A 25,817-nucleotide genomic window follows, 5' to 3' on the forward strand; every position below is an offset into this window, starting at 1 on the left:
GGGGTGGTCACTCCCGGGTGTCGGTGCGGAGGTAGAGGTCGTTGAGGGCCCCTCGGGCGTGGTGGTCCAGGGTGTGGGTCATGGCCGGGCTCAGGCCGACGATCCCGGGTACCGCGGCGGGTTGGATCCCGCACAGGTGGCTCAGGACGATGACGTCCATCTGGTCCTGGGGCAGCCGGGCGACGGCGTCGAAGAAGTCGGCCATCGTGTCGATGTGGGCCTTGCGTGCGGCGATGTCGGCGATACCGGCCTGTGCGACGGTGTAGAAGGCGGCCTGTCTGAGGTCGGGGTGGCCGTCGCGCTGCAGGGCGCGTGCCATGACCCGTGAGCGCAGCATCTGCCAGGCGTGCCGCTGCACGTCTGCGCTGGCCAGTGCTTCGTCCCAGGTCAGCCACAGGATGTCGAAGGTCTCCCGTACGGCCCGCTGGGCACGTCCGTCGGCCTGCAGGAAGGCCCGCGCATAGGCGTTGTAGGGGTCGCGCAGGGCCTGTGTGAATGCCAGGTGTGCCACCGGCGGCTGCTCCGGGCCCAGCGGCTGCACCGCCTGTATGCGGTTCTCGATCCAGCCCTGGTTCTTGGCCGCTTCCCGGGCGGCCGCCGTCCACAGCCGGCGCAGCGGCCACGGCGGTAAGTCAAGCGCCTTGACGACGCTGTAGGTGATCTCCCAGCCGGGGTAGTAGCCCTTGCCGCGCAGGAGTTCCGACAGGCGGGTCTTGGAGTACCCGGACAGGCCGACCAGTTCGTCCAGGGTCAGTCCGCTGGCGACCAGCCGGGAGCGGACGGGTTCCAGCCATGTCCGGTGGGCCGCCCCGACACCGTCGCCGATCGGCTCCGGCGGGCGCCCGCGACGAGAAGGCGGCTCTGCACCGGGAGGGTCGCTGTCGTCCTGCTCCGGCGTCCCGGGCTCTTCGGGTTCCTTCACCGCGACGGCTCCTCGCTCCCGGCCGCAGCCGGTCCGTCGGGGCGGGCACCCGGACGGGCAGAACTGCCCAGGGCGGTGACGATCTGCTGGATAAGAAGTCCGAGTGAGGGCAGCAGCGCGGCTACTGCCGCCAGTTGCCCGAGCGCGACCAGCACCGCGCTCCACGCGAGGACCACGGCCAGGACGGCCACGGTCATCACCTGCCTGCTGTTCATTCGCACCTTCCCTGAAGGGGAACGAGGGATCCGGAAAGAAACGCCCCTCCGCAGCGGTGCTGACGCGCCGCGGAGGAACTAGAGGACAGCATGGTGCGACCGACACCAGACACTCAATGCGATCATATGATTACGGAACAATGGCACCCCGGCCCTCACACAGCCCGGACGGCCCGTTACTTCATCACGGCCGCATACAGGGCCAAATCATGTCCCACTGAACGCTTTTGAGGGCGAAACCGTACCCGTCGTTGCGGTACCGCCGGGATGGCGCACCATGGAAGACGGGCGCCTGCCCCGGCGTCACACCTTCCCGTCCGGAAGGCCGCGCGGCCCCCCTTGTGCTGAAGAACGATCGAAGGGGGAACCGCACCGCTTCCGTCCAGCCCCCTACACGCTGGACGGAAGCGGCCCCGCACCCAGCTGCGCCCCTCAGCAGCCACGGACCCCGGCGGCCTGCGTCCTGCCCACGCCTTGGCAGAGAGCGGCGTACAGCCCCCGACGGGAGCCCCGGCCGCCCACCCATCGCCCCTGCGACCGGTCCGCCGCACGGGCGACCATATTTCCGAATGTCGACTGATCCATAATGCCGCCTGCCGCCGCCTCCGTACCGGCACTCGCACCGCGCCTCGCCGGCGCCCCGGGAGCCGCTGCTCAACTTTCGGTCCGTCAGATTTGTTACAGGGCCGACAGGCTGGCGTCCGGAGCTGAGCAGACATGGCCGATCAGATACGGAAGATGACCATCCGACCACGTGGAGTAACGCGCGTCACACTGTGAGCCTTCCGGTCCACCGGGCGTGCGCCTTCGCGCTCTCCGAGCGCCCCGTGCCTCACCTCGCACACGAACCCGGCAACACACTCCCGAGCACGCAACCAACCGCTCCCAGTGAGTGCCCCCGGGCCCGCCGGCTGAAGCAACCACGGCGGTGCGACCCGCAAGGAACTTTCTCCCGGACCCACCGGCGGCTGGTGTCGAATTCCGCCCGGCTCATTCGACGCCTCTGTGCAGGCGCAGGATTCGAGTCTTCTCTGGGAGGAACACCATGTCCGTCACCTCTGCCCCGCGCACATCCGCGACGCCGCCCGCCACCTTCTTGGCGCGCCGCCCGGTCTGGCAGGTGTGCTATCTGGCGGCGCTCGCGGCCAGCGTCGTCGTCGAACTGTGGGGCCTGGCCGCCCGGGCCGCCGGTGTGCCAATGAGGGCCGCCGGTCTGGGTTCGCAGCACGCAACGACGATCACCGTCGGCATGTTCGCGATGGGGACGATGGTCGTCACGTTCTGGTTCACGTTCGCCGTCGTGCTGATCGCCCGGTTCGCGAAGAACCCGGCGCGGCTGTACCTGCGCACGGCGCTGCCGCTGCTCGCGCTCTCCCTCGCCGCGCCGCTCACGGCGGCTGACACCGCGACGTCCACCAAGCTCGTCCTCGCCGCCGCGCACCTGATCGCCGGCGCGATCATCGTCCCCGCGGTCGCGGCACGCCTGCGCGCACGGTGATCTGCGCTGCGCTGGCGTGGTTGCGCCCACCCCGACGTCGGGATAGGCCCCCAAAAGAGGGGGGCCGCCATCATGCGGGCCGATCGACGCAAGGGGTCAGCCTGCGGTCAGACCGTAGGCGGCGTACGTGGTCTGCGTGACCGATTCGCCCGCCGCATCCGCCGCCTGGACCTTGGCGGACACCGCGCCGCTGGTCTTCCTGAGCGGGCTCACCAATGGCCCCGCCAGCCACCCCGTCTGCCGAACCCTCGCTCCGCGGTCATCCCCATCGTCACACCAAGAACATTGACGGACGCACTGGGGCGGGCTCCCCTCCCTACACGGGGAGATCTGTCCCACCGCGCGCCGCCGGCGAAGTGCAGGGTGAGCGTGACGGCCCGGGCGGCCTGGCCCCGGCCTCGCAGCGTGACGCCGAGCCGTACGACCAGCTCCAGCAGCCGGGCCCGTACCTCCGCCCCGTCCAGCAGGTCCCGCCCGAAGCGGGCCCTGACACTCACGGACACCGGCAGGGCGGTGGGGATGACGGGGCGGGGATCCCAGCCGCGGGCCCGCTCCGAGGCGATCCGCCCGGCACGTGCTCCCAGGATCTGCTGCACCGTCCCCGTCGGCAGCGCGGCCAGCCGCGCCACCGTGTCGATGCCGTAACGGCGCAGGAGCGCCGCATGTTGGGGACCGATCCCGTGCAGCGCCTGCACCTCCAGCGTGCCCAGCCACTGCACGGTGTGATCGGGAGCCACCGTCACGATGCCGCCCGACGCCGGCGCCTGCGCCGAGGCCGTCGCCGCGACCGTCCAACTGGAGCTCCCGACCCCAATTTGCAGGTCCACCCCCAGTCGCGCCACCGACCGCAACCGGGCCACCTCCGCCAGCTGGCGCCCGCCGGCCCCCTGATAGCGCAGTGCCCCCTTCAGCTCCACCAGAACTGCGGACGGCGGCAGGGCCTGCACGACTGCGGACAGGTCCGCGAGCAGCTCGAGGACCTGCCGGTACGTCTCTTCCGGCACGCCCTGCGGGCAGCGCACATGCATCACTGACGCCACCTCACCGGCACGACCGTGACCGCTCACGGGGTGAGTCCGGCGGTGTCGAGCATGACCCCGGCCTTGGCGACCTCTTCGATCAGCTCCCGGCCGCAGTCGATGCAGGTAGAAGGCCTTGCGGAAAGCCGTACGGCCCTACTTGATCTCGTACCCAAACTGCGCCTTCGCATAAGGCGCCCCCAGCGTCCGCCCCCCGAACACGAACGCGGCGTCCGGCACGATCCCCGTCGGACGCCCCCGCAAGGCCCACACGGCCCCGTTGCCGCCGTCCTCACCGGTCGCTGCGGCGACCAGATCGGCGTAGCCGTTGCGATTGATGTCGAGGAGGCGGACGGTGGTTCCGAAGCCGTCTCCGAGTTCCGCCGTGCCGGGGACGCCGGCGGTGTTCTGGGTGATGGCCTGGGCGCCGGCCCCCGTGACGCCGGAGCGGCTGCCGCGGAGGATGTCGACGACGCCGGCGTCATGGGTGGTGCCGAGGGCCTCGCCGGGGGCGCCGACGGCGATGTCGTCGATGCCGTCGCCGTTGATGTCCCCGACCGCGAGGGAGGCGCCGAAGGCGTCCTCGTACTCGAGGGTGCCCGGGACACCGGCGGTGTTCTGGGTGATGCTCGTCCACTGCTCTCGCGGCACGACACCGGAGGCCGCGCCGTACGCGATGTCGATCCGCGAGTCGTCACTCACCCCGACGACGATGTCGTCGTAGCCGTCGCCGTTGACATCACCCATGGCGATGGCCAGACCCCAGCCGGGAGCCCGGACTCGGTCGTCGTACACCAGGCCGTTCGGGGAGCCGACGTAAAGCTGGGTGCCGTAGCTGCCTTCACCGACGTATCCGGATACCAGGAGGTCGTCGTAGCCGTCGCCGTTGACGTCACCCGTGGCCTTCTCGGAGACCTCGATGCAGCACAGTTGCCCGGCGTCGAGCCGGGTCACGGCGGTGGGGAGGCCGGCGCGGCTGACCGGGCCCTTCCAGACGGTGACGTCGGTGTGGCCCGGCTCGTCGCCGCCGCCCCCGCCGAATTCGAAGAGCGCGAGGTCCGTGTGGCCGTCGCCGTCGAAGTCGCCGGTCTGCGTGCTCCAGTGGTCGGGGACGGACGTGCCGCCGGTCAGGCCCCTCGGTCCGCCCCAGACGATGACCGGGTCGCCGGCCGTGCCCGAAGCGATGACGAGGTCCCCGTAGCCATCGCCGTCGAGGTCGCCCCGCGACAGCTGCGTACCGAATGCCTGGTTCGCCGTGGGGCTTCCCGGGACACCGGCGGTGGCGCGGCTGATGATGGACCGGTTGGACGCCGACAGCCCGTGCGGACCGCCGTACGTCACCGCCACATAGCCCGCCTTGCTCTTGCCGCCGACGATGGCATGGTTGGCGCCGACGGCCAGGTCCGCGTATCCGTCGCCGTTGAAGTCGTCCTGGACCGAGGTGGCGTCCTTGGTGGCGGAAGCCGTCGGCGCGCCGAGCGCGCCCAGCCCCGCCGCCATCAGCGCCACCGCGAGCGGCCCCGCCCAACGAGCATGCGAACGCCGGGAAAACATAGATGAACCCCCCAGTTACGGCGACATGGTTGTCACCTCACGAGACTCACCGGTCCGCCCGTTGGTTGTACGTCCTCCCGGCACCGCCTACCTCAGGGACTTCCACAGCGGAAGTGGATCTCGGTGGTGGTTGATCATGCCCAGATGCCATCGCCGAGGTGGCCAGCCTGCTCGCGCCAGGTGACGCCCGCCGGTGACGGCGCCGCGGGCGCCCGGCACAGACCGCGGCGGCCAGGTAGAGCACGGCCGGCAAGACCACGGTCACCACGCCGATGCCTGGTCCGGCCTGCTGGGCCGGACCAGGCATCGGCGGATATAGGAGGGGTAGCTGGGTCACGCCTCTGCGACTTGGAGCAGCCAGCTGACGGGGATGTCGTCCTCGGTGTCGCTCGCGCTCTTCTTGACGCGGCCGATGGCGATCTTCTGCGTACTCGTCGGGAGCTTCGCGCCGTTGTGGACCCGGCCGCCTGCCTGCGTGACGTCCAGGTCCACGGCGGCGCTCCAGTTGGAGCCGTCGTGCCAGTTCACCTTGATCCGTGCATCCGCCCAGGCGGAGGCGAAGCTGATCCACATGTCGCCCGACCAGCCGGCCTGGTTGGCTGCCGGGACGGCCAGGACGATGCCGTACTTGTAGTGGATGAGCCCGCCGCTCTCGGTGAATGCGAAGCCGGGGGGAATCTCGCCGGTCTGGAAGTTCGCCATCAGTGCTCCTTGTCGGTCGCTGCTCCGGTGCCTCGAAAGGCACCGTGCCGCAGGCCACGGCGCGACTCACGCTAGGGGCGCTATCGCGCCCCTTCGCCACCTTCTAGGGCAAACCATCAAAACGGGGATAGCGGCAGCTCGGCCTGCCTATCCGCTGCGCTCCTGCGCCCCCGGGCGGCGCCCCCCCAGCTGTGCCCCGAGGAGCGGCTGACTCCTTCGGCTGCCGACCGGCTGCGGATCGGAATGCCGTTCCTGGCGGGAATGGTCACCTTCCGCGAGAACAACTGGGTCGCCAGCCGGGGCGGGCCGGCGGAACGGGCACACCGGCGCTGCCCGCTCGAAACGGACACCCCAGCAGGCCGCCAGCGAAGGCTGACCCTGTACGCCATCTGCCAAGAATCCCAGGTCAAACGTCCCCGAGGTCGGATGTGCGTAGGCATCCACGAGCTGCCCCACCGCCACCCCTGACCATCAGCATCTCGTGCTGATCAAACTTCGATGGCACGAACTTACTGATCATCAAACTTCGACGGCAAAGATCAAATTTCGATGGCACAGGACACGAACACACGAGAAGCGCGGCGCGACCCGAGGGTGTCCCGTCTCTGTCGATCTGGCCTCTGCCTCAGGTGATCTGGTCCGATTCGCCTGCGGTCTCAGGTGATGTGGTTCGCCTACGTGGTTTGGTCAGGGGGTGGTCGGCGGTTCTGCAATGCCGATGAAGTTCCCGGCCGTGGTCCGGATGTGGACCGACCACCCGAGCGTTGTGAGGTCGTCCGTCAGGGTCTCGGCGTCGTGGAATACCTTCACGATGCGTTACTGGCGGCCGTCATCGAGCCGACGCAACGCCGCCGGGGATGGCTGGTTCGCGAGGACTTCCTCGTATGCCGCTGCGGCGGGGCCGTCGTCAATGAAGATCGCTTTGCCGCCCGGCGCGAGCGCGGCGGCGACAGTGTTCCAGAAGTGGGACAGCCTCGCCGGCGGGACATGAGAGAGCCAGAAGGCGAAGAACACGGTGTCGTAGCGTCGTGGCGGCTGCCACCGGAACAGGTCGGCCTGGAGGAATTGGACGGTGGGGGATGCTGTGCGCGCACGAGCCAGGGCCAACACCTCGGCTGACGCATCGACAGCCGTCACCGACTGCGCCCGCGCCGCGAGCCTCGGGGTCCACTGGCCCGTTCCGCAGGCCAACTCCGGCACGTCTCCGGCAATCGGGAGGTCATCGACGACAGTATCAGTCCGCCGCTCTCGCAGCTCAGGCGTCCGCCGCGCTCGCCGCCGAAGTCGACGAGCGCGGACGCACCCCCGCGGTCGTGATCGACGAGTCGCACCTCCTGGACCACCACGAGCTGGACGCGATCCGCATGCTCACCAACTACGACATGGACTCCACGACGCCGTTCGCGGTGTTGCTGATCGGGCAGCCCACTCAGCGCAAACGGATGAAGCACGGCGTCCTGGCGGCCCTGGACCAGCGGATCTCGATCAGCTACCAGATGCCGACCATGACGAAGGACGAAACCGCCAGCTACATCAAGCACCACCTGACGATCGCCGGACGATCCGACCCCCTGTTCTCCGACGACGCCGTCGGCCTGATCCACCTCACCAGCCACGGCCTGCCCCGATCAGTCAACAACATCGCCCTGCCCTCCCTGATCGCCGCGTTCGCCGCGTTCGCCGACGAGAAGAGCATCGTGGACGGGTCCTCAACCCGCCTCGCCATCACCGAGACCCACGCGACAGAGTGACGACGAGAACGACACCTCGTTCACGACGACCCCGGCGGCCTGACGGCCGCCGGGGTCGTTTCACTTTGTCCCGTCCACAACCAGCCCGTCGCCTTCATGCTCATCTTCAGCGCCGCTCAACACACGTGGGCCTTGACCGACCCGGGCAACTTCCTCATCTCCGAAGCGTCGGAGGAGATCCTGACCGTGGCGCTCAGCGCTGTGGGCGAGGACGAGCGGGACGGGTATGTGGAGCGCCTGGAGGCGTTCGCCGCACAGCACCGCGAGTGCCTGGAGGAGTTGCTGCGCGGGTACGGGCCGGGCAGCAGGCCAGCCGAGTACGGCCGCTACATGCTGGTCGGTCAGCCCGAGAGCCTGATCATCTACGAGCGGACGGAGGCCCGACCGTTCCTCCTGCACGGCAAGTGGGAGGGCGAGCTGGAGGACGTCTTGCTGGGCGACCTCGAGTTCGTGTGAGGGCCCGCGTATCCGTCTCAGCCGGCGAGCAGCCGGGAGCGAGCAGCGGGTCCGGGCAGGGTGATCCTGTCCGGACCCGCTGTCGTCGGGTCGGCCGAAGTCGAGCGTCTCCTGTGCGAAGCCGGGCCGGGGCCGGGCTGGGCGGGGGCGGCGGTGCGCCGTCCTGGCGGGCGGCCTTCCAGCGCTCGGTCAGCTCGTCCATCCACTGCGGTGCCGAGTCATCCCGGCAGGCCAGAGGGCACCCCCGGGCCAGGGCCCCTGGCGGCCCTCGTACGCTTCTCCGATCACTCACAGCGGAGGAGACGACGGAACCGATGATCGCCAGCTTTGTGGGGCTCGTGGTGATCCCCATGGTCATAGCCGGGCTGGCCCGGTGGGCGGCGGCAAGGAGGCGACGCGGCCTGGCAGCGGGCCGGGCCGTGCACTTCCGCTGCCGACTCGACGGCCGCAAAGGCCGACTGCTGGCCGACCCACGCCTCGACGGGCCCGTCTTTCTGGACCGTTCCGGGAACGTCACCGCCCTGCCACGCGGTGGCGAGGCCCTGGACGCGACAGTCTCCACCAACGGCCGGCCCCCCTTCGAGAAGGTCAATCTGCGCTACCGGACACCCGAAGGCCAGGTGCTGCGGCTGGGCCTGGCCACGCACGATGCGCGGACCCTCGGCGCCTGGCTGGGCGAACAGACCCGCCCGGTTTCCGCGCCCGCCCGACGGCTGCTTCTGCCGGCCGCACCGCCATGGGCGGTACTCGCCCTCGCGGCGTCCCTGTTCGTGGGCCTGGCCACCGCGGACGTCGCGCTTCTCGGGAAGCACATCGCCGCCGAGGTCGTCCGCGTGCACCGGGACGACGACAGCTGCACCGTCGGCTGGGACGGCGGCGCACAGCGGGCGGCTGTGGACTGCGACACGACACACGTCCGCTCCGGCGACCGCATCCGGATCACCGCCCTGCCCTGGCCCTTCCTGGGTGAGGCCGTGAACACGCGAACCGTCCTGAGTGTGGTCGCCGTGCTCGGAGGCGGCCTCGGCCTGCTCGGCCTGGGCGGTGCGTTGATGGTCAACCCGCTGGCCTGCGCCCGACGTGTCCGGCTGGCGCGCCGGGCAGCGCCGGCGATCCACCCGCAGCCGGCCGCAGGCGACGAGGCGGGCGAGGACAGATGGCCCGCCCTCGATGACAACCTGAGCTACGCGAGCCTCGCCGCCGCAGCCCGGCACGGCGATCGCCATCGCCCGGGCCCCCGGGTGACCCCGCCGCGCCGCGGCTTCGGCCGCACGTCCGTGTCGCCGCGCATCTGGGTGCTGGCCACCGTCCTCGGCACCGGCGCCTGGTACTTCCTGCTGCTCTCCGCCGCCGCGATCCTCGACGACCACTTCCACCTGGGGCACTGGCGCTTCCTCGTGCTCGGCACGGTCGGCATCGCGTCCCTCGCCCGGATCGGCTGGTTCGCCGCCGACCGCTCCGCCCTCTGCGGTCCGGTACTGCGTGCCGCGCGTTCAGGTGCCGGGGAGGCCGCATGGCAGCCCACGCGCTACGTCCGGCTGCGCCGGGATCCCGGCGAGATGGTGCTGGTCCTGTTCCGACCGGAGGGCGGGGATGTGGCGACGCCGCTGTTCCTCCAGCCGATCTCCCGATCCCGCGGCAGCGGACGTCGCACCGTCGGCGGCCCCGCTCCGGTGGGCGAGGCCCTGGTGCGCAACACCGGCGTGGGACCGCTGATCTGCGAGATCGACGGCGTCCGCTACCTCCCCAGAGGCCGTGCCACCGAAGCCGCGACCGACCCCGCACGAACCCGCGACGAACTGCGCAGCTTCGCCGAGAGCCACCTCCGACCGGTCGGACGGAGCTAGTGCCGCGGCAGGCAACGTTCGCCCCGTCGCGACGCCCGGCACGCTCCCCCAGAGGGGGTACCCCCACTCGCCGCACCGGCCGAAAGCCCAAGTAGGTCCAGTACGAGGACTGCGTCCGGCACGCCGAGAGCACGCACCGGACGCCGCTCCTTGACGGGCAGACGTTGCCTGCCGCGGCACTAGTTCAGACGGGTGATGTGACGTCATCCGGCCTCGCAGGCTGGAGACAGCAGAGAAGCATCGGCGGTGCTTCTGTCTCCTCCGGGGACGGACCCACCGATGCTGCCGGATCCGGCCGTACCCGCTTCGCTGCCAGTGCTGTGACCGCATACGTTCGGCGGGTTGGCGGTTGGATGGGCGGTGACGTCCGTTCCGACCGCTGGAGGCCTGGTGGCCGAGCCTGTGCGGGTGCGCAGACTGACCGACCAGGAAGGGCAGAGACTGCGGCAGATCGTGCGCCGGGGCAGCACCAGCTCAGTGCGCTATCGCCGGGCGATGATGCTGCTGGCGTCCGCCGGCGGGAACCGCGTCCCGGTGATCGCCCAGCTGGTCCAGGCCGACGAGGACACGGTGCGGGAGGTGATCCACCGGTTCAACGAGATCGGTCTGGCCTGCCCGGCCCCTCGATGGGCGGGAGGCCGTCCCCGCCTGCTCGGCGATGACGACGAGGACTTCGTCATCCAGACGGCCACCACCCGTCCCACCAAGCTCGGCCAGCCCTTCACCCGCTGGTCGATCCGCAAACTCGCCGCCTGCCTGCGCCGCGTCCACGGACGCGTCATCCGCATCGGCCGTGAAGTCTTACGGCCTCTGCTCCTGCGCCGCGGCATCACCTTCCAGCGGACCAAGACCGGGAAGGAGTCACCCGACCCCGAACGCGACGCCAAGCTCGACCGGATCGAGCAGGTGCTGGAACGCTTCCCGGACCGGACCTTCGCCTTCGACGAGTTCGGGCCCCTCGGGATCCGGACCGCCCAAGGCTCCTGCTGGGCCGAACAGGGAGAGCCCAACCGTCTGCCGACGACCTACCACCGCACCCACGGCGTCACCTACTTCCACGGCCGCTACTCCGTCGGCGACGACACCCTGTGGGGCGTCAACCGGCGCCGCAAGGGCACAACCACCAGCCGGGCCGCGCTGAAGTCGATCCGCGCCGCCCGGCCCGACGGCGCTCCGATCTACATCATCCTGGACGACCTCTCCGCCCACACCGGCTCCGACATCCGCCCGTGGGCGAAGAAGAACAGGGCCGAGCTGTGCTTCACTCCGACCCACGCCTCCTGGGCCAACCTCATCGAGACCCACTTCGGCCCGCTGCGCGGGCATCCGCTGGGGCGGACGTCCCTTTGCCGACACAGCCTGACCACACGGTGAATCCTGCTCAGCACATCAGAAGGGCAAGCCTCGCAGGTCCACACTGATGCTTGGATGAGGCAGGCCGGCCAGGTTGTAGATCATGGTGGTCAGTGGCGAGGTCCGCGCGCCGTCGGGCTGGTGGACGGTGACGGGCACGGAGAGCCGGCTCCATCCCAGCTGCGTGTAGAGCGGGACCAGGTCCGGGCGGCAGAGCAGAATCATCGTCTCGGCGCCGGCCGCTCGTGCGTGTTCGACCGCCACGCTGATCACCGTCCGGGCGATGCCGCGGCCTCGATAAGCGGGATGCACCAGCACACCGCCCAACCCCGCGCCACGGCGCGGCAATCCGTCGAAGGCCATGTCCCGCAGCAGCCATCCCGCGGATGCCACCGGTCGGCCTTCGGAGACAGCGGTGAGGGTGTGCTGCTTGTCCGCCCACATCAGTCCGAGCCCATTCACCCCGAAGGGATCCGGCAGGTCGTCGCGGAGTGCGGCTCTGTCATCCGGAGAACCGGGGCCCGGCGCATGGACCAGTTGGAGGTCCGCACCACCGTCGTCCACCCCATGCTCCGCAGCGGCCATGGCGGCGGGGTCAAACCGGTAGCGCAGACAATGCAGGCCACTGGACCGGACAGTCCCGTCCGCCTGCGCGCCCAGGCGGCGCAGTACCGCGATCGAGGCCATGTTGCCGGGCAGGACGAACGCGAAAACAACAGGGAGCGAGAGACGGCGAAGTGCCAAGTCGAGGCACGCGCGGCCCGCTTCGCGGGCGATCCCGCGGCCCTGCGCCCGCGGGTGCAGGGCGAAACCGAGGTCGACTCCGTGCTGGGCCCGATTGCGCAGTCCCACCCGGCCGAGAAACGTGTGCGTTGCGGCATCCCTGACCGCGAAGTCGCCGTAGCCGTGTCTGGTCCAGTGGGCGACGTGGCCGTCGCACATGGCCTCGGCTGCGGATCGGCTGTCCGCCCGGCCGGTCGCCAGCCATCGCATGACGCTGTCCTGACTGACCACAGCCGCGAAGAGATCGTCGCTGTCCTCGCGGCGGATCGGCTCCATCACAAGCCTCTGGGTACGCAGAACGGGTCCACTTAACCGGGCCACTCGGCAACTCCTCTCGGCCAAGGACCGAAGGAGCCTACCCGGCGACTCTTTGGGACGATCAGGAGGCAGCCGGTGAACCTATCCGGTCACGGCACTAGCCGTGTTGGAGTTGCTGCGGGGCTGCTTCACCGCTCCCACCTTCACCACCTTCTCCTCGCTGGTCACGGGGCTGATCGCGCAGACCGGGCGGTGCACGGTGACCGGGATGCTCAGCGGCGCGGAGTTGACGCGCGTCTGGTCTCATGACCGCGCCCACGTGTTCTTCTCCCGCGCCCGGTGGAGCCCGGACCTGCTGGGCGTGTCCCTGTCCCACCTGATCGTGCGCCGCCTGCTGCCCGAGAGCGGGGTGCTGACCGTCGCGGCGGACGACACCCTGTTCAAGCGGCGCGGGAAGAAGGTGTTCGGGGCGGCCTGGCAGCACGACGGCGCTGCCAAGGGTCCCAAGCCGGTCGGGCGCGGGACCTGCTTCGTCGTGATCGGCATCATGGTCCGACTCCCCTGCCTCGCACGGCCGGTGTGCCTGCCGGTGATGGCCCGGCTGTGGCGCCCAAAGCAGGAGCAGTCCAAGGTCGACCTCGCCGCGTCCGTGCTCCGCCTTCTCGCCGCCTGCCACCAGGGCCGGCACATCCACGTCGTCGCGGACGCGGCCTACCACGGCAAGACGCTGCGCGACCTGCCCGCCACCTGCACCTTCACCACCCGCCTGCCCGCGTCCGCGGTGCTCTACGGCCTCGCCCCGCCACCCACCGGCAAGCGCGGCCGCCTCGCGCTCAAGGGAGGCCGCCTGGGCACCGCGAAGAAACTGGCCGCTGCCCTCGCCTTCACATCCTTCGGGGTCCACCGCTACCAGCGCACCGAGACCGTGCGCCTGGCCGAGCTCACCTGCCTGTGGTAAGGCTCCTTCCATACCCGCGCCGTCCGCGTGATCCTCCCGCGCGACGAGGCCACCGACAGCGGCTACGACCTCGCGCTGGTCACCACCGGCTTGACCACCCCGGCCCCGGCGCTGATCACCCGGTACGCGTGGCGCTGATCCATCGAGGTCACCTTCGCCGAGGCCCGCGACCTGCTCGGGGCCGGCCAGGCCCACAGTCGCACCCGCCGAGCGGTCGAGCGCACCGTCCCGTTCGGCGTGTACTGCTACACGATCACCGTCGTCCGGTACGCGCTGCACGGCCAGCAGGCGAACGACGCCGCCGACCGCCACGAGCGTGCCCCCTGGTACACCACCAGGACCGACCTGTCCGTCTCGGACATGGTCGCCAAGCTCCGCCGGGTCATCATCGCCGCCCGATTTCTGCCCACCCGCTCAGGCCGGCCCACCGATCAGGAAATCCGCGCCGTCCACCAGGCATGGGCCATGGCCAGCCTCTCCACCGCCGCGGCCTGATCACTCCCAACCTGCCAGAACGACGAAAGTCGAGTGCTGCCGGACTCCCGACGTGCCGGCCATCGCTGGGCCGCGCGGGCCCGTTGGCCAGATCCGGGCAGGTGGCTGGTCTGTCCGGGGCGCTGTTAAGCGGCATGGAGGGGGATACATGGAGGGGGGTACGAGGACGTCAGCCGTCTCCGCAGGACGGGACCTGCTTCACTGGCAGCACACCGGGTGTGCCCTCGGTAACACCCGTGATCTCCAAGGTGGCGGCGCCGCCTACGCTCAGCACCGTCCAGTCGTCCGGCAGTCGGGAGATCCCTTTGCGGTCCCGTTTCCAGACAAGACCGTCCCGGTCGCGAAATGCCATCCAGCGGACGACGCCGGGCGGCCGGTCGCGCGGCGCGTACGGCGGGCCCTGGCCGGGACGTTTGGCCCATACCTCTTCCTTGACGACCGTTTCCGAGCACGGTGCCAGGACTGGGAGTTGGAGTACGTGATCCGGCCCCGCGTCAGCAGGCGACAGGAGCAGATCGGCCTCCGAGACCGGATCGGACGAGCTGTTGATGACATGGATGCGCTTGACGAAGGGAGTCGGGAATTCCGTCCAGTAGGACACACGCAACGCCTGGGCGCGGGTTTCCTGATCGGCTGCCTGGCGCGCCTGCTCCAGTTCGCCTTGGGAGACGAGCGCGTCGTAGAGCGTGGAGACGCCCGTGAGGAGCAGTCCCGCGAGAGCGGCAACCACCGCGGTGATCGTGCCGGCCCTGCCCCAGTCGATGCGGCGCCACCGCCGCCGAATTCCTGTCGGCCTACCGGGCGCCGCCCGGATCCGGACCCGGCGAGGTCCCGGCCGCCGCCCGGCCAGTCGTACCGTCGCCGCTCGCCGTCGGTCGCTGCCCACCATGCCGTCGTCCCCCTCGCATCCGTCGGAAAGTAAAGACGCAAGGACTGACCGCCCGGATGCACTGCGCCGTACGACACCGAATGCTCGGTCGGCACATGGCGGCCATCACGGTTCTCTGGCAACAGGCGCGCCTCGCAGCAGGTCGGGACGGACGTCCGCGAGCGCGAAGGCCCGCTGGAGGCCAGCCACGAGTCCGTCGGCGATCTGGTAGCGCCGGGCTCGTTCGTCCCGCTGGAGGAGCGGGGCGCCACCGTCCGGGCCGACGCGGCGCTGGACCGCTTTGACACTGGTCAGCGTGCCGCCGATCGTCGACGGCAGGATCGGCGTCGACGGATGTTCGGCGAAGTACCGCTGGACGTCGTCGTAGGAGGCGGTGCCGCCCAGCTCGGTGACCCGGCGCAGCACCGCCCGTGCCCCGGGCGCCAGTGAGGCGATCAGGCGGAACAGCAGCTGATCCGTCCAGCCGCCGGTGAGGGCGTCGTCGGCGAGGTCCTGCGGGCCGGGACGGGGATCCGCAGCCGGGGCGTCCCGCCAGGCGTCCGGGACAGCCGGCCGCAGCCCGTACGCGGCTTGGACGGCGGCTATCGCCTGCTCGTAGGTGTCCGTCTCGGTGTCGATCGTCAGCCGCACCCGTGCTCCTCCTGTGATCGATGCCCATGATCCCCGCCGCTCGGAGTCCTCTGTCCACAAGGGACCCGCCCGATCCTGCTCCCTATGGATGACCAGCACACCACACAGCAGTCGGCCCGGCTCCGGGACAAGATCCTCGACGGCCTCGGGCGGGCGGAACGCGCCCTGTTCACCCGTCCCGTGCCGAAACCCCCGCGCGCCCAGATGCTGTGACGCTCGGCAGCGCCCGCCGGGGCGGACCGTTCCACCTGGCGGCGCAGCTTCTCGTTCTCGACCTCGGCGTCGGACTTCTTCGGCCGGGCCGGGCTGGCGCGCTTGTCGACCAGCTTCTCCAGGGCCCCAGCATCCCGCGCGGCCCGCCATTCCTTGACGTGCGAGTGGTACAGGCGCTCGCGGCGCAGGACCGCGTGCCTTTCTCGTTCTTGGGCGCGGCGTCGTACTCGGCCACGATCCGCAGCTTGTACTCGGGACTGAAGGAACGGCGCTTGGGCCGGGGAGCCGGATCGGACTCGGCGAGGGTGGTGCTGGTCATGAGGGGGTGATTCTCCTGTCGTGCCCTCTCATGACCAACCGCTACGAAGCGGGGCGTCTCACCCAAGGCTGACAGAGAGGGGGGCGCTGCCGTGATGGCAGCACCCCGAGCGCATCAGAGGATCCTGGCTATGGGCAAGCCGATGCGGCGCCATGGCCGGTCGTGCCCAGGGCTACGCGTTCAACCCGAGTAACTCTGCGGCGCTCCTTTCATTTGCCTCGAATCAGGCGAATCGCGACGGCTATCACCGTTCCCGCGACGGCTCCTGAGAGCGCCCAGGGAATGCTTGGGTGACCGCCGTTGCGCTGGTAGCCAATGAACGCGGCGAGAAGGGTGACAGCAAGTGCGAGGATGAATCCGAACTGCCTGGTTCTCAATTTTCACCTGTTGATTGTCTGGACCTTGTGGTGGTGTGGGGCCGTTCAGGGTGCTGCCGTGACAGCAGCACCCTGAACGGCCTCTGACGGGTCAAACTTCCCGCCCGCCTGAGAACGCCTAACACAATGAGGTCGTGTCACCAGCAGGCAACGCACTGAGTGAGGTCTTCCGACAGGAAGATCGTGAAACGTCTCTGTGATCCGGTGACGGTTGCCATGTAGACCCGGGCTGCTCCTGCGGCTTGGAGCCCGGCGATGGCCTCGGCAAGTCCGGGCCGGGGTGTGACGCCCGTGTCGAGCATGACTTCGTGCCGCCAGGACCAGGTGTCCCAGAGCTGTCGTGCAGAAGCCGTTTGGTTCAGGAAGACCTGGAAGTCCGCGCCTGCCTCCAGCTCGGCCAGAGCTGCGCGCGCTGAGATGCTGCCGTCCTGGGACAGTGTGGATTGCAGGGCGTCTCGGTTCATGCGATCAGTTTGCCGGGTCGGCCGATCGGCATGGGGGCGAGTGCCGGTCAGGTCAAGGACAGCACTTGGCGGTAGGTGCCCAGGCCGCTGCCGTGGGGCGTGCCGCGTCGGGCGATGACGGGGAGGATTCGGCGGGCCCGGACCTGGTCCCGGTAGACGTCGTGGTCGTAGCCGCGGTCCGCGAAGACCGATTCGGGCTTGCGACGGGGCCGTCCGGGTCTGCCTCGGACGGGTGGGATGGCGTCGAGCAGGGGCATGAGCTGGGTGACATCGTTGCGGTTGCCGTCGGTGAGGATGACCGCGAGCGGGGTGTCATGTCCGTCGGTGATCAGGTGGTGCTTGGAGCCGGCCCGTCCCCGGTCGACTGGCGAGGGGCCTGTCTGGAGCCCCCTTTTAACGCTCTGACGTGGCTGGAGTCGACGACCGCTCTCGACCAGTCGAGGCGGGCGGCGGCGTTCAGTTCGGCCAGCAGCACCTCGTGCAGCTGTCGTCAGGCCCCGGCCTCATTCCAGTCCCGCAACCGGCGCCAGCACGTCATGCCGGACCCGAAGCCGAGCTCCTGGGGTAGGTGTTCCCACTGGATGCCGGTGTGCAGCACGAACGGGATTCCGCACAGCACCTGCCGGTCAGGGACCGGCTTGCGACCTGGGTACCTGAACCTCCGCTCCTTCTTCGGCAGGAGCGGCTCGATCCGCTCCCACAGGTCATCCGGCACGATCCACGGCGAAGCCCCCATGGCCCGGACAACTCCGAACCCGTGGACCGGACACGGCCACCAGGACCGATCCACCTCATTGTGTTAGGCGTTCTTAGGGCAGGAATTGACGGAAACCCCTCACGGATTCGGGGACTTTTTTTCGGCGCGTTGTTCGGGGCGGTCGCGGCCCAACTGCCGCCGGACGACGCGGGGATGACACCGCGGGCCGGGGACCCTGAAATGCGAGAAATGACGGCACTGGGAGCCCGAGCTTGGCTCTGTGGCTCTGCCGTCGGTGGCGTCCTCGGCCTACCTGGGCTCGTCAGGCAGCTGCCGCGCATGGAGACCCAAACGGCGTCGGCGCTCGCGATGCGTTCGACGCCGTCGGTGGCTGGCCCGGCCACTTCTTCCCCTTCCGCGAAGGGCGTGTGGATCCGGTGAGTTCCGTACTTTCCCGTGCGCCGTGACGCTACGGTGTCGTCCTCGCGAGTCAGTGGGTAGAAACCGATGAGGGTCGGTTTCCGCGAGGAACGGGGGGTCCATGCTGACGTGGGTCGAGGCCACCGCGTGCGGCGCGGGAGGCGGCCTGATCGTCGAAGCGGTGGTCACGTTCGGGCGGCTGCATGCCTGGCAGCAGGCGCGGCATAGGGCGAGATCGGCGGTGCGGCGATTACCTCGGATCGAGGAATTCATCGATCCTCTCGCGGACTCGCTCGCCGCGCTCTTCCGGTTGGCTCTGGGTGGCGCGGCCGCCTGGCTGCTTCATGACGAGATCACCGGTGTGTACGCGGCCGTGACCGTGGGAGCCTCCGCGCCGGCCCTCCTTGCTCAGATGGGCAGGGCGACCACGACGGCCGAGGCTTTGCAGGGCGGCCCCGACGGGGGCCCGGGCGCCGCGACGCCCTCTCCTCCGGAAGGCATGCCGGCCCGCGGGGGGAGGGCTTGATGAGCACGGGTTCGCTCGCCCGGCGCAGCTGGAGCTCGTTCGTCGGCCGGCCGCAGCCGGCCCGCGCGGGTGCCGTGGGACGCGCACGCCGCGGATACACCGTGGGGCAGCGGTTGTGGGCGTCGTTCATCGGCGTCGACCTGCCTCCCGCGTCCCACCGGCTGCGGCGGGGGTCCAAGGCGCCGGTCTACCGTCTACTCCCGATCGTGGGGCAGGCCCGGGTGAAATGGGACCCCAAGGTGCACGTCGAGGGGCGCGGGGGCGGTCCGTTCGGGCTGGGGCGGCTCGACGACGGATGGTTCGAACTGCCTGCACTCGGGGAGGCCGGTGGTCTGACCGCCGCGGGCGGTGACGCGGTGCTCCTGGAGGCTTCGTCGCCGGATGGCGGGGCCGTCTTTTTCCTGCGCGCCGAGGCAGGCGTCACGCCCGAGTACCGCCTGGAGGTGGTCCTGCGCGGCGGCGAAACCGCCGGTCCGCTCGTGGCCGGTGTCCGGTACGTGGCAGCGGGCGGCGAGCAGACGCTGCTGGTGCCCGTGGTCCGGGGGCGGGTCGGGCCCGCCGCCTCGCTGGTCCGGCTGCCGGGCTTCACCTTCGGCTCGGCGTCGCCGCAGTGGTCGGCGCGGGCACCGGCTCCGGTGACGCTCACGACCGCCTGGGACGCCGCGACGGTGGCCGCGTCGGTCCGGGCAGCGCTCAACCAGGCGACCCGCGACGCCTGGCGGCAGGTGAGGGAGCTCGTCGGGGACGATCTGCGCGCGATCATCGACGGCGAGCTGTCATGAGGCCCGGCCCGCAGGACCCGGTCCGGGAACCCGATGACCGCGCGCCGTCGCGGCCCTCGCGGTTCCGGCTGCGCCGGCCGGACGCCGGGCCGGGCCTGCTCGCGTGGCGGACGGCGCTCGACGACGTACTCGAAGGCGCCGCAAGCCCTCAGGCCGCCGTTCAGGAGCTGCTCGGTGCACGGCAGTTGTGGTGGCAGTGCTGCGGCGAAGCGGCCCGCAACGATCCGTCCTGGCTGTCCGGCCCGCGCGGTACGGAGCTGCTGGCCTGGCTCGACTCCACCGTGCCCGACCGTGGGACGGACGACGTGACGGCGGCCGACCATGCCTGGTTGCTCGCTGAGGCCTTGGCCGCGCCCGACAGCGGCGACGGGAGCGGGGCGCTCAGGCGGCTGGCCGAGGCGTGGGAGCGCAGCGGGCTGATCTCGGCGGAAGCCGCTCGCGGGCCGGCACAGCTTTCCGGAAAGGGGCTTGCGCATCTGTCGGCTGGCGTCGCGGGCAAGCTGCAAGCCGTCGTCGAGCGGATCCAGGCCTGGTCCGCTGCCGAGCCGACGGCCGGGGAGGGCCGACGGGCCGGACCGGCGGGCGTGCTGGTGATCGGTGCGCTACTGATGGCCGGGGTGGGGCCGCGCAGGCGGGGCGTGGTCAGTGTGCCGGTGGTGTTCGGGCGATCGGCGGCAGGTGGGGCGGCCGGGACGGACGGCGTCACAGGGGTGCTGGAACTGAGAGAATTCCCGCCCGGTCCCGCCGGGTTGTACCCCGATCCCCGGGCGATGGCGGGCGTGCGCAGCCCGAACGGGCAGTTCGCGGCCTCGCTGGGGCAGGCGTGGCGGGCGGCCGGCGCCCGGCGTGAGGGGCGGTGTGTGCTGTGGCGCCTGATGCTGTCCGACGGGCCACTGCCTCCCGTACAGGTGGAGGGCCCCTCCCTGGGCGCGGCGTTTGCGCTCGGCCTGCGTGATCTCCTGCGGCGTCCGCCGTCGGGCCGGCCCGGCCGGACCTGGCTGCGCGATGTCTTCCACGGGCTGCGGCCGCGGACCGCGGTGACCGGCGCACTCGACGGTGAGCGCCTCCTCCAGGTCAGCGACATGGACGCCAAGTTGCTGGCCGCGCGCCGCATGAGGCTGCGGCTGGTGGCACCCGAGGCGAACCGGCTCGATGTCGTCAAAGCTCCCGAACCCGGCGACGTGCGTTTCGCGGCGACCTTGCGGCAGGCCGACCGGTACGCCCGCAGATATCGCACCGGCAGGCTGGCCGTCGTCCTCGCCCTGGTGGTCTCGGCCGCGACGACCGGTGCGGTGGTGGAGCAGCAGGGCGCGGCGGCCACACGGCGGTTGACCACCGCGCACCGGCTCGCCGAGGTGTCCCAGAGTCTGCTGGGCAGCGATGTCGGACTCGCCGAGCTGTTCGCGGTGCAGGCGTACCGCTACCACCCCGACTCGCTGACCGGGACCGCGCTCTTCCAGGCCGTCACCGCCAGCCCGCATCTGGCGGGCAGCGTGCAGGCAAGCGGGCCGGTCTCCGCGCTGGCGAGTTCGGGGGACGGGCATGTCGCACTCGCCGGAACCAAACAGGGCGACGTACAGCAATGGACGCTGACCGGGTCGAGGGCCGACCGGGCGAAGCGGCTGGGCCGGCTACCCAGATCCGTCGTCTCCGTCGCGGCCGACGACAGTGGTCGCACGGTCGCCGCGATCGACCACGACACGCTCCGGATCTGGTCGGGCGCCCGGCCGGTCACTGCCTTACGCATCCCCGCCGGGCAGCGTCCGACGACGGTGGCGGTGTCGCCGTCGGGACGCTTCACCGCCGTCACCACCACGACGGACATGTTCGGCGCCCCGCCCACCCTCTGGGTGCTGGACACGACCACCGGGAGCACCCGCCACCTCGCCCTCCGCCTGGCAGCGGACCCCAGTGCCCTCGCCTTCTCCACCGACACGAGCCTGGTCTCCTTCGAGAGTGGCTACGGCTCCTGGGAACGGGTCTCCCTGCCAGCTCTCGCCCGCACCGCAGGCAGCACTCTCGGCTTCGGAGTCCACAACCAGGCGTCCGCGCTCGCCCCGGACGGCAGCCACTTCACTTACACCAACGGCTCCGCGACCCTCCCCGTCTGGCCGTCCAAGGGCACACCGGACATCGACAAGCCCCCGCTGTCTGCGCAGACCCAGATCGGTCACCCGGCGACCGAGCTGGCGCTGAGCAGCGGGGGAACCTGGGCCGCCGAGGCCGTGGGCAGCAGCATCTACGTGTCGCGGACCGCCGCGTCCGGCCAGCCCGCCGCACCCCTCGAGCTTCCCGGGGCGGGGACGGTGACGCGCGGTGCGCTCGCCTTCCTCGGCGACGACAGCACACAGCTGCTCTCGGCCTCCGGCGACATGCTGAGCCTGTGGGACCTAACGCAGTACTCCCGGATCGCCAAGGCGACACCCGTCACCCTCCCCCTGTCGTGCAACGCCTGCGGCGGGCCACAGCTCACCCTCTCCCCCGACGGCCGCTCCGGGGCGCTCATCGACGGCTTCGGGACGACGCTCACGCTGCCGGGGCTCGACCCGCCCGGCCCCGGCCGGACGTATTCCTCCGGAAACGGATCGCCGCTCGGCGACCAGGGCTACGCCGCCACGCTGTGGCAGCGCGAGGGCAGAGGGGTCATCGTGGTGTCCGCCGAGAACGGAGGCGCCGCGATCCTCTCCCCCGCGCGGAACTTCCGGGTCGGCGGCACCTGGCAGCCGGTGCCGGACCCACTCCGACGCTCCGATCCCGCCGCACTGTTGCAGTACCTGCCGGACGGTCGGCAGGTGGCCGAGATCGATGACTCCGGCACCATCCGCTTCCGGGACGCGACGACCGGCAAGGTACTGCGCCAGGTGGACGGCCCCCGGGACATGGCCCCCGATGGGGGGATCTCCATCCAGCCCGCGCAAGGGTGGGCGGCCCTGGACGCACAGGGCGCCCACGCGGCCTTGATCGACCCGGGCACCATCGGCAGCCCGGACGGAAGGGTGATCGTGACCGATACCGCCACGGGCCGCTCCCGGCGGCTTCCGGGCAACACACCCGCGGGCGTCGCCTTCTCGGGTCAGCACCTGCTCGTCCAGCGGGACAACGGTGACCTGGAGGTGTGGACCGCGTCCGGAGACCGGCGCCTGGACCGGCTCGAAGGCGCCCCCCACACGAGCGTGGGACCGATCGTCGGCAAAGACCTCGTCGCCGAGAAGGCGGACGACGACAGCGTCCATCTGATCGACCTCTCTTCCGGGCACACCCTGGGCACCCTCGCACTGCCGCCCGGCAGCAAGTCCGAGTCGACCGCCCTGGCCTTCTCGGCCGACGGCACCGAACTGGTCACCGCGACCGAGTCCTACGGAGACGTCACCGGCGACGTGGGCACCCTGATCGTCTGGAGCCTCGACGCGAAGTCCCTGACGCGTGCCGTCTGTTCATCGATCGGCTGGGATCTCACCCCCGGCCTGTGGAAGCAATACGTTGACCCCGACGCCCCTTCGAACCTGCGTTGTCCGGGATGAACCGACCCCGCACCCCGCCCCCCTACCAGCCGAGGCCCGTGCGCTGCGCGACTCGTGTCCTCGCAGGTCTGCTCGCCCTCACGCTCACTCTCGCCGGATGCACCGGCGCACATGACACGGCCGCCCCCGAGACCAGTGCCACCAGCTCGACGGCACGCCCACCGCGGACGATCGAACTGCCCGGGAACTCCTGGCCCGGCCAACTCGCCATGGCACCGGACGGCACGCTCTGGGTCGCGGAAAGCTCCCTCGGCTTCCTCGCCTCGATCAGCCCGAGCGGCCGCGTCACCCAGCACCGCCTCACCGACCCCTTGCACGCTCCTTCCCTCGACCCCAGTCACCTCACGATCGCCTCCGACGGCTCCGTCTGGTTCAGCTGCCCGCTCGACATCGGCCGCATCACCCCGGACGGGAAGGTCAGTCTCTTCCACGATCTCCCCATGGTGTACGGCTCGCCCGACGCCATCACCGCGGGCAGTGACGGATCGGTCTGGTACGGCGCCACCACCGCCGACGGATGGCAGCTGGTCCACATCACGGCGAAGCTCTCGGCCTCCCACATTTCCCTCCCGCTGCACCAGTTCGGACCGCACATCACCGGCCTCGCCTTCGGGCCCGGCGAACGGCTGTGGTTCACCTCCTCCCCCATCGGCAACGAACGCGGCAAGGTCGGCTACGCGGACGCCCACGGGCACACCAGGATCTGGCCGACCGACGACCCCTTCGTCGGACGGATCGTTCCCGGCCCCGACGGGGCGCTCTGGTTCGGCGAAAGGGTCGCCATCGGACGGATCACGCCCAGCGGCTCCATTTCCTACCACCGGGCCCCGAGAATGAAGTACCTGGGAGGCCTCGTCTCCGGCCCCGGCGATGCCCTGTGGTTCACCACCTCCACCTCCGTGGGCCGGATCACCATGGCCGGCACGATCACGCTCTGGCCGGTTCCCGGCGCCCGCGAACTCACCGACCTCGTGTACGACGCGCACCGTCACGGCTTCTGGGTCGCCGACGCCGAGGCAGCCGTGCTGCGCTGGGTCCCCTTGCCATCCTGAGGCGCACCACGGATCCTCGGGGCGGGCGGCCTGCTTCCCGTGTCTCCCGGGCCGCACGCACCAGCCGGTCCCCCGGGCATCGTCGTCCACCATCCCGCGACTGACCCGGTCGGCACGCGAGGTTCTACCGGTTCAATGCCCGTACCCGCGTCTGGCTGGCCCACCGGATCCCGCCCCACTCCCTGGCATCCCGAACCTCACCGGCTGGGCTGGTGGAGCATCCGACGCGGTGGCCGGCGTCTGCACTGCGGACTGGGGGGCCGGGGCGGCGCCGACGGCCAAGGTCCGGGCGCTGCGCACGGCGTCGGGGCGCCCTCCTCGTTGGTCGCGGCGACGAGGTGGGCGCTGATCAGGCGGAGCCGGGCCGAGCAGACGGCGGCGATCCCGGCCTCCCCCTCCGGATCGGCGGGGGTGCAGCTCTTCTTCAGGGAAGTGCTGAGCTGGCAGAACGCTGATGGGCGACCGCCTCGATGGGCTGTGGTGCGACGAGGACTTCGCCGACCGGTACCCGCGCGACGAGTGTCCGGGCCTCTCGCCCGCCCACCTGGCCACCTTCTGTGTGCTGCAGTTCCTGCTCGGCCTGTCGGACCGGCAGGCCGCCGAGGCGGTCCGCTGCCGCATCGACTTCAAGTACGCGATGGCCATGGAACTGGACGCCCCTGGAAGGGGTTCTCCGCTCACCTGACCGAGACCCGTACTCCCGACGGCTCCAACGTGATCACAGATGTGGCCACCACCGCGGCCACCACCCACGACAGCCAGGTCCTGCCCGGCATCCACACCCGCATGCCGCGCCGTGGTCTGCTGCCCGCCGAGCACCTGGTCGACGCCGGCCACACCTCCCCGCCCCACCTGGAACAAGCCGCACGCGAACACCAGGTCACCGTCTCTGGGCCACTCCGGGGCAACCCCACCCGCCGACACCGCCGAGGCATGGGCTTCGCCCGGGACGACTTCCACATCGACTACGACCGTCGGCAGGTCACCTGTGCCCAGGGTCAGGTCAGCCAGGGCTGGCACGGCCCCTACCCGGCCTCCTCACCCACCGCGACCCCGCTGATCGCGGCCAGGTTCGCCAAGAGCCAGTGCCGGCCCTGCCCGGCCCGCGCCCAGTGCACCACCTCCCGTGAAGGCACCCGCGTCGTGGGCTTTCCCCACGAGAACTCCGCGACCTGCAACTCCGCCTCCGCACCGAGCAGCAGACACCCGAGTGGAAGGCACGCTATGCGGTCCGCTCCGGAGTGGAGGGCACGGTCAACGAGTTCGCCCACCGGCACGGCATGCGGCGCTGCCGCCATCGAGGACAGGGAAAGGCCCATATCCAGCACGTCCTGACGGCTATCGCCGTCAACATCGAGCGCCTCAGCGGACTGCCACCGACCGAGGAAGCACCCACGCCACGTCGGCCGACTGCCTTCCAGAACTACCTCGACCAGCGCGAGATACCCCGGGCCGCGGTCCTGGCGGGCCCTGGGCAGCTGACCCCGACACCTCCAAGATCCCCGGCAGAGTCAAGCTTACGACGTGGGCGGCTATTGAGCGTGCTTCCATCACCCGGGGATACTCAGGGGCATGGAGCTACGTGGGGACAAGGTCGTACTGCGGCCGATGGCCGTCGGCGATGGGGAGGTCCTTGACAGGATCCTGCGGGAGCCGGAAGTCGCGGCGTGGTGGTCGCCCCCGGACGACTTCGAGGGCATGCTCGCCGTTGTCTTCGAGGGCGAGGTCATCGGGGCGATCCAGTTCGAGGAGGAAGCCGACCCCGAGTTCCGGCACGCCGGCATCGATATCTTCCTGACGGCGCGGCACCACGGGAAGGGACTCGGCACCGACGCCGTACGCACTCTGGCCCGGTGGCTGGTGCACGAACGCGGCCATCATCGGCTGACCATTGATCCCGCCGCGGCCAACACCGCGGCGATACGCAGCTACGGCAAGGTCGGGTTCAAGCCTGTGGGGATCATGCGGGCCTACTGGCGCGACCACCGGACTGGCACCTGGCAGGACGGAGTGCTTATGGATCTGCTTGCCGAGGAGTTGATCTGACCGGTCGGCGCCAAGTACACCGGGCGTGACGTGATGCGGGCAGCACACGTTCTTCGGGCGTGCAGACGAA

25 protein-coding genes and 2 pseudogenes are annotated in these 25,817 nt (G+C 70.5%); 16 read left to right on the plus strand and 11 right to left on the minus strand.

The window, feature by feature from the left end; genetic code table 11:
* Nucleotides 1–7: 7 nt before the first annotated feature.
* Both AB0P24_RS38740 and AB0P24_RS38745 read right to left on the minus strand, forming a co-directional pair.
* Nucleotides 8–922 carry an XRE family transcriptional regulator gene (locus AB0P24_RS38740; protein ID WP_365802491.1) on the minus strand — a complete coding sequence of 305 codons (915 nt, stop codon included), beginning with the start codon at nucleotides 920–922 and terminating at the stop codon, nucleotides 8–10.
* Entirely contained in the window at nucleotides 919–1,137 is a 219-nt protein-coding gene (locus AB0P24_RS38745) for a hypothetical protein (protein ID WP_365802493.1), read from the minus strand. Before AB0P24_RS38745 ends, AB0P24_RS38740 begins: the two co-directional genes overlap by 4 nt.
* Nucleotides 1,138–2,182: 1,045 nt before the next feature.
* Here AB0P24_RS38745 and AB0P24_RS38750 point away from each other — a divergent pair.
* Nucleotides 2,183–2,635 (plus strand): DUF6069 family protein, encoded by a 453-nt coding sequence (locus tag AB0P24_RS38750; protein WP_365802495.1) that lies wholly within the window; start codon nucleotides 2,183–2,185, stop codon nucleotides 2,633–2,635.
* Nucleotides 2,636–2,844: 209 nt separating this feature from the next.
* Here the strand turns inward: AB0P24_RS38750 and AB0P24_RS38755 are convergent, their stop codons facing one another.
* The 4 genes and pseudogenes from AB0P24_RS38755 to AB0P24_RS38770 all read right to left on the minus strand — a co-directional run bounded on the left by AB0P24_RS38755 (nucleotide 2,845) and on the right by AB0P24_RS38770 (nucleotide 7,164).
* Nucleotides 2,845–3,663: a hypothetical protein gene (locus AB0P24_RS38755; protein ID WP_365802545.1), complete on the minus strand. Its 819-nt coding sequence runs from the start codon at nucleotides 3,661–3,663 to the stop codon at nucleotides 2,845–2,847.
* Between the two features lie 147 nt (nucleotides 3,664–3,810).
* Nucleotides 3,811–5,154, minus strand: a complete 1,344-nt coding sequence (locus AB0P24_RS38760) for an FG-GAP-like repeat-containing protein (protein WP_365802497.1) — start codon at nucleotides 5,152–5,154, stop codon at nucleotides 3,811–3,813.
* Between the two features lie 387 nt (nucleotides 5,155–5,541).
* Nucleotides 5,542–5,910 (minus strand): hypothetical protein, encoded by a 369-nt coding sequence (locus tag AB0P24_RS38765; protein ID WP_351898477.1) that lies wholly within the window; start codon nucleotides 5,908–5,910, stop codon nucleotides 5,542–5,544.
* A gap of 687 nt (nucleotides 5,911–6,597) precedes the next feature.
* Nucleotides 6,598–7,164, minus strand: a pseudogene (locus tag AB0P24_RS38770) (class I SAM-dependent methyltransferase).
* A gap of 59 nt (nucleotides 7,165–7,223) precedes the next feature.
* Here AB0P24_RS38770 and AB0P24_RS38775 point away from each other — a divergent pair.
* The 4 genes from AB0P24_RS38775 (at nucleotide 7,224) to AB0P24_RS38790 (ending at nucleotide 11,338) form a co-directional block, all read left to right on the plus strand.
* On the plus strand, nucleotides 7,224–7,661 hold the full coding sequence (locus AB0P24_RS38775; protein WP_365802499.1) for a hypothetical protein: 438 nt from the start codon (nucleotides 7,224–7,226) through the stop codon (nucleotides 7,659–7,661).
* Nucleotides 7,662–7,793: 132 nt separating this feature from the next.
* A complete protein-coding gene (locus AB0P24_RS38780; RefSeq protein WP_365802501.1) occupies nucleotides 7,794–8,117 on the plus strand; it encodes a hypothetical protein in 324 nt (107 codons plus the stop codon).
* A gap of 314 nt (nucleotides 8,118–8,431) precedes the next feature.
* Nucleotides 8,432–9,964: a hypothetical protein gene (locus AB0P24_RS38785; protein WP_365802503.1), complete on the plus strand. Its 1,533-nt coding sequence runs from the start codon at nucleotides 8,432–8,434 to the stop codon at nucleotides 9,962–9,964.
* 390 nt (nucleotides 9,965–10,354) lie between these two features.
* The gene (locus AB0P24_RS38790) at nucleotides 10,355–11,338 is read left to right on the plus strand and encodes an IS630 family transposase (RefSeq protein ID WP_365802505.1); all 984 of its coding nucleotides are present in this window, start codon (nucleotides 10,355–10,357) and stop codon (nucleotides 11,336–11,338) included.
* Between the two features lie 15 nt (nucleotides 11,339–11,353).
* Here the strand turns inward: AB0P24_RS38790 and AB0P24_RS38795 are convergent, their stop codons facing one another.
* The gene (locus tag AB0P24_RS38795) at nucleotides 11,354–12,376 is read right to left on the minus strand and encodes a GNAT family N-acetyltransferase (RefSeq protein ID WP_365802547.1); all 1,023 of its coding nucleotides are present in this window, start codon (nucleotides 12,374–12,376) and stop codon (nucleotides 11,354–11,356) included.
* 145 nt (nucleotides 12,377–12,521) lie between these two features.
* Here AB0P24_RS38795 and AB0P24_RS38800 point away from each other — a divergent pair, with 145 nt between their 5' ends.
* A complete protein-coding gene (locus AB0P24_RS38800) occupies nucleotides 12,522–13,316 on the plus strand; it encodes a transposase (protein WP_365802507.1) in 795 nt (264 codons plus the stop codon).
* A 237-nt stretch (nucleotides 13,317–13,553) separates the two neighbouring features.
* Nucleotides 13,554–13,811: a hypothetical protein gene (locus tag AB0P24_RS38805; protein ID WP_365802509.1), complete on the plus strand. Its 258-nt coding sequence runs from the start codon at nucleotides 13,554–13,556 to the stop codon at nucleotides 13,809–13,811.
* Nucleotides 13,812–13,980: 169 nt separating this feature from the next.
* On the opposite strand, the gene AB0P24_RS38810 is transcribed toward AB0P24_RS38805, so the two are convergent.
* Nucleotides 13,981–14,541, minus strand: a complete 561-nt coding sequence (locus tag AB0P24_RS38810) for a hypothetical protein (protein WP_365802511.1) — start codon at nucleotides 14,539–14,541, stop codon at nucleotides 13,981–13,983.
* 264 nt (nucleotides 14,542–14,805) lie between these two features.
* Nucleotides 14,806–15,330 carry a hypothetical protein gene (locus tag AB0P24_RS38815; protein WP_365802513.1) on the minus strand — a complete coding sequence of 175 codons (525 nt, stop codon included), beginning with the start codon at nucleotides 15,328–15,330 and terminating at the stop codon, nucleotides 14,806–14,808.
* An 84-nt stretch (nucleotides 15,331–15,414) separates the two neighbouring features.
* Between AB0P24_RS38815 and AB0P24_RS38820 the strand changes: the two genes are divergently transcribed.
* Both AB0P24_RS38820 and AB0P24_RS38825 read left to right on the plus strand, forming a co-directional pair.
* The gene (locus tag AB0P24_RS38820; protein ID WP_365802515.1) at nucleotides 15,415–15,543 is read left to right on the plus strand and encodes a hypothetical protein; all 129 of its coding nucleotides are present in this window, start codon (nucleotides 15,415–15,417) and stop codon (nucleotides 15,541–15,543) included.
* Nucleotides 15,544–16,152: 609 nt separating this feature from the next.
* A complete protein-coding gene (locus AB0P24_RS38825; RefSeq protein ID WP_365802517.1) occupies nucleotides 16,153–16,326 on the plus strand; it encodes a hypothetical protein in 174 nt (57 codons plus the stop codon).
* 50 nt (nucleotides 16,327–16,376) lie between these two features.
* On the opposite strand, the gene AB0P24_RS38830 is transcribed toward AB0P24_RS38825, so the two are convergent.
* Together AB0P24_RS38830 and AB0P24_RS38835 are read right to left on the minus strand one after the other, a co-directional pair.
* Complete coding sequence (locus AB0P24_RS38830; protein WP_365802519.1) at nucleotides 16,377–16,703, minus strand: hypothetical protein; 327 nt, start codon at nucleotides 16,701–16,703, stop codon at nucleotides 16,377–16,379.
* A gap of 59 nt (nucleotides 16,704–16,762) precedes the next feature.
* Nucleotides 16,763–17,439, minus strand: a pseudogene (locus AB0P24_RS38835) (IS5 family transposase); the annotation flags it as partial.
* Nucleotides 17,440–17,941: 502 nt separating this feature from the next.
* On the opposite strand from AB0P24_RS38835, the gene AB0P24_RS38840 reads away from it, so the two are divergent.
* From AB0P24_RS38840 to aac(6'), 7 genes are all read left to right on the plus strand, one after another.
* Nucleotides 17,942–18,346: a hypothetical protein gene (locus tag AB0P24_RS38840; RefSeq protein ID WP_365802521.1), complete on the plus strand. Its 405-nt coding sequence runs from the start codon at nucleotides 17,942–17,944 to the stop codon at nucleotides 18,344–18,346.
* Nucleotides 18,346–19,128, plus strand: coding sequence for a hypothetical protein (locus tag AB0P24_RS38845; protein WP_365802523.1), 783 nt, complete (start codon nucleotides 18,346–18,348; stop codon nucleotides 19,126–19,128). Before AB0P24_RS38840 ends, AB0P24_RS38845 begins: the two co-directional genes overlap by 1 nt.
* On the plus strand, nucleotides 19,125–22,649 hold the full coding sequence (locus AB0P24_RS38850; protein ID WP_365802525.1) for a hypothetical protein: 3,525 nt from the start codon (nucleotides 19,125–19,127) through the stop codon (nucleotides 22,647–22,649). Before AB0P24_RS38845 ends, AB0P24_RS38850 begins: the two co-directional genes overlap by 4 nt.
* Nucleotides 22,646–23,701, plus strand: coding sequence for a hypothetical protein (locus AB0P24_RS38855; RefSeq protein ID WP_365802527.1), 1,056 nt, complete (start codon nucleotides 22,646–22,648; stop codon nucleotides 23,699–23,701). Before AB0P24_RS38850 ends, AB0P24_RS38855 begins: the two co-directional genes overlap by 4 nt.
* Nucleotides 23,702–24,155: 454 nt before the next feature.
* Nucleotides 24,156–24,386, plus strand: coding sequence for a transposase (locus AB0P24_RS38860; RefSeq protein ID WP_365802529.1), 231 nt, complete (start codon nucleotides 24,156–24,158; stop codon nucleotides 24,384–24,386).
* A 487-nt stretch (nucleotides 24,387–24,873) separates the two neighbouring features.
* Nucleotides 24,874–25,338, plus strand: coding sequence for a transposase (locus tag AB0P24_RS38865; protein ID WP_365802549.1), 465 nt, complete (start codon nucleotides 24,874–24,876; stop codon nucleotides 25,336–25,338).
* Nucleotides 25,274–25,747, plus strand: a complete 474-nt coding sequence (gene aac(6'), locus AB0P24_RS38870; protein ID WP_365802531.1) for an aminoglycoside 6'-N-acetyltransferase — start codon at nucleotides 25,274–25,276, stop codon at nucleotides 25,745–25,747. The genes AB0P24_RS38865 and aac(6') overlap by 65 nt, the downstream gene beginning before the upstream one ends.
* Nucleotides 25,748–25,817: the final 70 nt, after the last annotated feature.

It is taken from the genome of Streptomyces sp. NPDC086519, assembly GCF_040686075.1.
Taxonomy (GTDB): domain Bacteria; phylum Actinomycetota; class Actinomycetes; order Streptomycetales; family Streptomycetaceae; genus Streptomyces; species Streptomyces shenzhenensis.

Coding starts and splice junctions, on each gene's coding strand:
- AB0P24_RS38860 (WP_365802529.1), top strand. CDS start 24,156: ATGGGCGACCGCCTCGATGGGCTGTGGTGCGACGAGGACTTCGCCGAC.
- AB0P24_RS38785 (WP_365802503.1), top strand. CDS start 8,432: ATGATCGCCAGCTTTGTGGGGCTCGTGGTGATCCCCATGGTCATAGCC.
- AB0P24_RS38820 (WP_365802515.1), top strand. CDS start 15,415: ATGGATGACCAGCACACCACACAGCAGTCGGCCCGGCTCCGGGACAAG.
- AB0P24_RS38745 (WP_365802493.1), bottom strand. CDS start 1,137: ATGAACAGCAGGCAGGTGATGACCGTGGCCGTCCTGGCCGTGGTCCTC.
- AB0P24_RS38765 (WP_351898477.1), bottom strand. CDS start 5,910: ATGGCGAACTTCCAGACCGGCGAGATTCCCCCCGGCTTCGCATTCACC.
- AB0P24_RS38850 (WP_365802525.1), top strand. CDS start 19,125: ATGAGGCCCGGCCCGCAGGACCCGGTCCGGGAACCCGATGACCGCGCG.
- AB0P24_RS38750 (WP_365802495.1), top strand. CDS start 2,183: ATGTCCGTCACCTCTGCCCCGCGCACATCCGCGACGCCGCCCGCCACC.
- AB0P24_RS38795 (WP_365802547.1), bottom strand. CDS start 12,376: ATGGAGCCGATCCGCCGCGAGGACAGCGACGATCTCTTCGCGGCTGTG.
- AB0P24_RS38845 (WP_365802523.1), top strand. CDS start 18,346: ATGAGCACGGGTTCGCTCGCCCGGCGCAGCTGGAGCTCGTTCGTCGGC.
- AB0P24_RS38830 (WP_365802519.1), bottom strand. CDS start 16,703: ATGAACCGAGACGCCCTGCAATCCACACTGTCCCAGGACGGCAGCATC.
- AB0P24_RS38855 (WP_365802527.1), top strand. CDS start 22,646: ATGAACCGACCCCGCACCCCGCCCCCCTACCAGCCGAGGCCCGTGCGC.
- AB0P24_RS38760 (WP_365802497.1), bottom strand. CDS start 5,154: ATGGCGGCGGGGCTGGGCGCGCTCGGCGCGCCGACGGCTTCCGCCACC.
- AB0P24_RS38840 (WP_365802521.1), top strand. CDS start 17,942: ATGCTGACGTGGGTCGAGGCCACCGCGTGCGGCGCGGGAGGCGGCCTG.
- AB0P24_RS38755 (WP_365802545.1), bottom strand. CDS start 3,663: ATGCATGTGCGCTGCCCGCAGGGCGTGCCGGAAGAGACGTACCGGCAG.